Origin of the sequence: Streptomyces triticirhizae, assembly GCF_003696235.1 — a bacterium.
Lineage (GTDB): Bacteria > Actinomycetota > Actinomycetes > Streptomycetales > Streptomycetaceae > Streptomyces > Streptomyces triticirhizae.
Window position 1 is genome coordinate 1 of the sequence record NZ_RFFJ01000290.1, and the last position, 5,238, is coordinate 5,238.

Annotated in this window: 5 protein-coding genes, 1 tRNA gene, 1 other RNA gene and 1 pseudogene; 4 read left to right on the plus strand and 4 right to left on the minus strand. The window is 68.6% G+C overall.

Annotated features, from left to right (window positions below):
- Together EBN88_RS28285 and ffs are read right to left on the minus strand one after the other, a co-directional pair.
- Positions 1 to 1,289, minus strand: a 1,289-nt coding sequence (locus tag EBN88_RS28285) for a DNA polymerase III subunit gamma and tau (protein WP_122399876.1), incomplete at its 3' end; no start/stop codon positions are given.
- Between the two features lie 31 nt (positions 1,290 to 1,320).
- An RNA gene (gene ffs / locus EBN88_RS28290) (signal recognition particle sRNA small type) lies at positions 1,321 to 1,415 on the minus strand.
- Positions 1,416 to 1,511: 96 nt separating this feature from the next.
- On the opposite strand from ffs, the gene EBN88_RS28295 reads away from it, so the two are divergent.
- The 4 genes from EBN88_RS28295 (at position 1,512) to EBN88_RS28310 (ending at position 3,436) form a co-directional block, all read left to right on the plus strand.
- Positions 1,512 to 1,596, plus strand: a tRNA-Ser gene (locus EBN88_RS28295).
- Positions 1,597 to 2,082: 486 nt separating this feature from the next.
- On the plus strand, positions 2,083 to 2,388 hold the full coding sequence (locus EBN88_RS30295) for a hypothetical protein (protein ID WP_147472880.1): 306 nt from the start codon (positions 2,083 to 2,085) through the stop codon (positions 2,386 to 2,388).
- The gene (locus EBN88_RS28305) at positions 2,385 to 2,825 is read left to right on the plus strand and encodes a hypothetical protein (protein WP_122399874.1); all 441 of its coding nucleotides are present in this window, start codon (positions 2,385 to 2,387) and stop codon (positions 2,823 to 2,825) included. The genes EBN88_RS30295 and EBN88_RS28305 overlap by 4 nt, the downstream gene beginning before the upstream one ends.
- On the plus strand, positions 2,822 to 3,436 hold the full coding sequence (locus tag EBN88_RS28310) for a hypothetical protein (RefSeq protein ID WP_122399875.1): 615 nt from the start codon (positions 2,822 to 2,824) through the stop codon (positions 3,434 to 3,436). Before EBN88_RS28305 ends, EBN88_RS28310 begins: the two co-directional genes overlap by 4 nt.
- 129 nt (positions 3,437 to 3,565) lie before the next feature.
- On the opposite strand, the gene EBN88_RS28315 is transcribed toward EBN88_RS28310, so the two are convergent.
- Together EBN88_RS28315 and EBN88_RS28320 are read right to left on the minus strand one after the other, a co-directional pair.
- Positions 3,566 to 5,092, minus strand: coding sequence for a tyrosine-type recombinase/integrase (locus tag EBN88_RS28315; protein WP_233581063.1), 1,527 nt, complete (start codon positions 5,090 to 5,092; stop codon positions 3,566 to 3,568).
- Positions 5,046 to 5,238: pseudogene (locus EBN88_RS28320) on the minus strand (IS5/IS1182 family transposase); the annotation flags it as partial. The gene EBN88_RS28315 and the pseudogene EBN88_RS28320, both read right to left, overlap by 47 nt.

A 5,238-nucleotide genomic window follows, 5' to 3' on the forward strand; every position in this document is an offset into this window, starting at 1 on the left:
GGCGGCGGGCTCCCCGGGGCCGGCTGCGCGGGCTGCGCCTGTGCGGGGGGCGCCTGCGTGGGTTGTGCCTGTGCGGGGGGCGCCGCCGGGCCCGGCGCACCGGCGCCGGCCGCGGGGACGCCCGCCAACGAAACGCCCCGCTCCAGCCGCTCCAACCGGCTCTGGAGGGACCGTTCGTCGCCGTAGGCCGCCGGCAGCAGCACGCGCGCACAGATCAGTTCGAGCTGCAACCGGGGCGAGGTCGCGCCGCGCATCTCCGTCAGCCCGGTGTTGACCAGGTCGGCGGCCCGGCTCAGCTCGGCCGCGCCCATCCGCGTCGCCTGGTCCCGCATCCGGTCCAGCACGTCGGCGGGGGCGTCGATCAGGCCCTTGTCCGCCGCGTCGGGGACGGCGGCCAGGATCAGCAGGTCCCGCAGCCGTTCCAGCAGGTCCATCACGAAGCGGCGGGGGTCGTGGCCACCCTCGATCACCCGGTCCACCACGCCGAAGGCCGCCGCGCCGTCGCCGGTGGCGAAGGCGTCGACCACGCTGTCCAATAGGGCGCCGTCCGTGTAGCCCAGGAGCGCGGTGGCCATCTCGTAGGTGACGCCGTCCTCGGCGGCACCAGCGAGCAACTGGTCCATCACCGACATCGAGTCCCGCACCGAACCGGCGCCGGCCCTGACCACCAGCGGCAACACCGCGTCCTCGACCGGGATCGACTCGCTGGCGCAGACGCCGGCCAGATACTCCCGCAGCGTGCCGGGGGGCACCAGCCGGAACGGGTAGTGGTGGGTGCGCGACCTGATCGTGCCGATGACCTTCTCCGGCTCGGTGGTCGCGAAGATGAACTTGAGGTGCTCGGGCGGCTCCTCCACCACCTTCAGCAGGGCGTTGAACCCCGCCGAGGTCACCATGTGCGCCTCGTCGATGATGTAGATCTTGTACCGGCTCGACGCCGGGCCGAAGAACGCCTTCTCCCGGAGGTCCCTGGCGTCGTCGACGCCGCCGTGCGAGGCGGCGTCGATCTCGATCACATCGATCGAACCGGGGCCGTTCCGCGCCAGGTCACGGCAGGACTGGCACTCCCCGCAGGGGGTGGGTGTGGGGCCCTGCTCGCAGTTGAGGCAGCGGGCGAGAATCCGCGCGCTCGTGGTCTTGCCACAGCCTCGCGGGCCACTGAACAGATACGCGTGGTTGACCCGGTTGTTCCGCAGGGCCTGCTGCAACGGGTCGGTGACATGCTCCTGCCCGATGACCTCGGCGAAGGTCTCGGGTCGGTAGCGGCGATACAGCGCGAGGGAGGACACGACACCGACGATATAGGCCCCCACTGACAACGCGAGGGCCCCTCACGCACCCACCAGAGCTCACCTACCCTTGCTGCCTTCCGGCCCTGGGGGAGTTCAGCGAGATAGCGCCGCGTGAGGGGCTGGCGCCAACCCTACCGGATGCCACCCCTCCCCCTCACACCCCCGGGCCACGGGAAGCGGGTTCGCGACCACTCTCCCGGGTCTTGTATCGTGTCCGGCGGAGGATTCGCCTAGAGGCCTAGGGCGCACGCTTGGAAAGCGTGTTGGGTTCACACCCTCACGAGTTCGAATCTCGTATCCTCCGCCCAGCCTTCACCGGGCTGAACGTAGGGCCCCACCGCTCCGGCGGTGGGGCCCTACGTCGTTGGGTGGTCTCAGTTTTGGTCTCAGTTGCCATGATCGGATCGCTGCGGACCTGGGCAGACAGTCTGCATCCGCCGGTGGCCCTGACGAGTCCCCGTGCTGGGCACCGGCCGCGTATTTCTTCCACCTGTCGCCCCTGCGACACAACGGCGAGTAGCCCGGTCCCGCACGTGCCTCATCCCACACCCGGTCGCCTGCCTCGGGCCTCAGGCCCACCTCGTTCGGAGGCTGACATAGCCGCCGGGCTGCCATCAAAGCACGGATCGTACTGCTGGGTAGAGCTTTCGGGCCGCATGTCTCTCGAACGGGGAACGACGCCTGGCCCGCCCGCCGACGGGGCGACTAGGACAGCAGGACCAGACCTCACTGGCTTACAGCCAACTCTCCAGCAAGGGCATTCGCCCACGCTCCAAGGAGGAGAACGATCATGACTCCCGTCATTCCCGCGACATCAACGGTGACGCCGCCCCCAGACGGACGGTGCATTTCCACCGCGCCCGCAGCCGTCGTCTCCGGGCCCACCTCAGTCTCCTGGCAGGCACCTCGCGCCATGGCCGATTCGTACTGCGGCGTCACGACCCTGTTGGTCGAGGCCGGGATCTACTTGCACAAGCTCATGGAGCGCGATGGAGGCTCGGAGCTCAAGCTCGCTTACACGCTTCTCCAAAAGTTCGTGATTGCCCCCGTGGACGAACGCGCATCGGATGAGGCCGAGGGCGAGGCGATCGCATGACCACCACCGACAACGAGCTCGATACGCTTCCTTCGGGCACCCTCGTCGCCGAGAGCGGCCGGATCACGCCGATCGGGAATCCTGACATCGCGAAGCTGGCCAAGGAACTGGCCGACATCTGCAGTGAGGCTGACGACCCGCAGGCCGCACTCCAGGTGGTCCTGGAGGCCATCCCGAAGCACATGGCGGAGATAGCCAGCCAGCGCACGAGTGTCGACCCCAGCCCGATGCGCACCGCCCTCACCGGCCTCGCCGGATCCCAGTGTCTGGAGCGACGCCCCGACCGCGACCCGCTGACCGGTAATCGGGCGGACGGCCAGCCAGACACCGACGACACCTGGCCCGACCGCCTGCTGTGCATCCAGCAGCATGGCCACAGCGGCGACCACCATGACGCCCTTGGGCGGAACTGGCAACGAGCGGAGGTTTCGGCATGACCATTCTGACCCGTGGGCGTCTCTTCGCCGTGTCGCTTCACTTGCGCCAGGGGGATGCCCAGCAGGCGGACGCCATCATGCTGCGCCGTGACGAGGACGGCTTCATCGTCACCTACGACCCCGAGCGGGCCTCTCTCGACACTGCAGCCGTACTTGCCCGCGTCCTTCTCTCCTCCGAGGGCATCACCGTCTCCGAGGTAATCCTCGAAGGCCACGACCCGGATCTGACGGCCTTGTACCGTGCTGCCTCGAAGCTGCTCCTGGACGTGGAGATCACCAGCGGACCTCGGATCACGGAACCCACGGTGAAGGTGTGGAGCCAGGAGCCGACACAGGCGACGTACTTCATCCCCGAGGGCTGGGAGCTGTCCGACGCCCTCGACAGGCTGCCCGCCGCGTTCGCTGGCGCCCGACCGGAGGTGGCCCGCCACCTGAAGCGAATTGAACGGGCGAAGCGGACCTCCGACGGGACGATGGACCGGGCCCTCGACGTAGTGGCCAGGCTGGTCCTGGAAACCGACGCTCCAGACGGCGTCTACGACGAGGTGCTACAGCTGCTCCATCGGATTCACACCGAGCAGACGACGGCCGCCCCCACGGCCGTGGCCTGAGTTTCCATTCAGCACGGTCCGGAACTGGCGGCTCTACTACCAGTTCCGGACCGTGCGGCCGAACCAGGCGTCCAGCGGGCGCCCCCATCCCATCCCCTGCACACTTGCCTGACCGATAGCGCCGCAGCACTACCAGTCGTCGGTGTCGCCGTACTTCCCCGGGTGTCGGGCGCGGTCCACAGCTTGTGCACACGCTTCGGCGAAGGCTGCCTCCACAGCGTCCTTGTCCGTGCCTCGGACCTGGGCTTCGACTTCTTGGCCCGTTCCGGGGCGTCGGGCTGTGCGCCGGGCCGAGATGCGGTTGGTGTAGCGGTCGGTCTCGAAGTCCCAGGCTGGTACCGACCACTGCTCCGGGACCCCGGTCGCCGTACGTTCCCCGCCGGGGCGGAACAGGGCCCGGGCGTGGAAGACAATGGTCCGCTCCGGCACACGGTCACGGATGGCGCTCGCGTCGCCGGGACCCTGGTGTTCCCAGCGCCAGCGGTCCCATTCCTCGACCTCGGCGGTGTGATCGGGCCAGTCCTCGCTCCAGCGCGTGACGACCTCGGAGGCGTGCTCGCGGCGGAGGAAGGGGACGCGCCGCTCGCCGAGGCGGGCGACGTACACCAACAGCACGGCGGGAACGGGGCTTTGGCCGACTGCCGGCGCATCGCTTTCCCCCGTGTGGTCCGTGCCCCAGAGAAGGCCGCCGACCTTGGCGGCGGTGTCCTTGAGGACGCGGCTGGTCAGGTGCTGGTAGCGGCGGCGCATCCGGGCGGACTTGCCGGGTTCCCAGCCCATGATGGAGTCGACGATCGCATCGGAGACTCCGAGGATGAGCAGGACCGTCGCCGCGGTGTGGCGGGCGTCGTGAAGGCGGGCGTCGCGGACACCGGCGGCCTTCAGTAGCTCCTTCCACTTGTGATAGTCCGTGTTGGGGTTGAGAGGCTCGCCGATGGGTGAGGTGACGACGTACCCCTTCTCCGTCCACAGGTCACGGGCCCGGAGCCGTTCTCGGGCCTGCTCATCGCGGTGCTGCCACAGGACCTGGAGCAGCTCTTCGGGGACGCCGATGGGCCGTTGCCCGGCGTGGGACTTGGCGTTCTTTGTCTCACGACGGGTGTTGATCTTCTGGGGGCAGAAGCCGGGCTTGCGTCCGCAGCGGTCTCCGCAGCCGTGCTTGTAGCGGGGCCGCAGTCGGCCACGGCGCACGCGGATGACGCCGAGTTCGAAGTCGATGTCGTCCCACTGCATGCCGAGGACCTCGCCTTGGCGCAGGCCGAGGGCGAGCGCGATGACCCAGCGGGCGGTGTTGCGGTGCTTGCCCGCTTCGGCGAGGAGGCGCTGGACCTCCTCGACCGTGTATGGCTCGACCTCCTCCTCTTCGACCTTGGGGGCCTTCGCGATGGAAGCCGGGTTCGAGGTGAGGTGCTGGCGGCGCACGGCCTCGTTGAGTGCTGTGCGGATGGTGCGGTGAGCCTGGTGTGCGGTGCCGGCAGCGCTGCCGTTGTCCTGCATTTTCTTGTAGAAGCGCTCCAGGTGCTCGGGCTCCAGCCTCTCCAGGCGATGGGCTCCGAGGCCGGGGATGAGGTGGTGGTAGACGGCGACGCGGTAGGTCGTGTCCGGCGGATCATGAGCGGAGCCAGAGTCGGATCGAGGCAGCGGTGACGGTGCCATGGAAGACGTAGGCGCGTTTGTCGAACCTCGTGGCCACTGCGCGGAAGTTCTTGAGGGCATTGATCGTTCGCTCCACTTCGTTCCTCCGCTTGTAGATCGTCTTGTCGAAGCCGGTGGGCCGGCCGCCACGACTGCCGCGTCTTTTG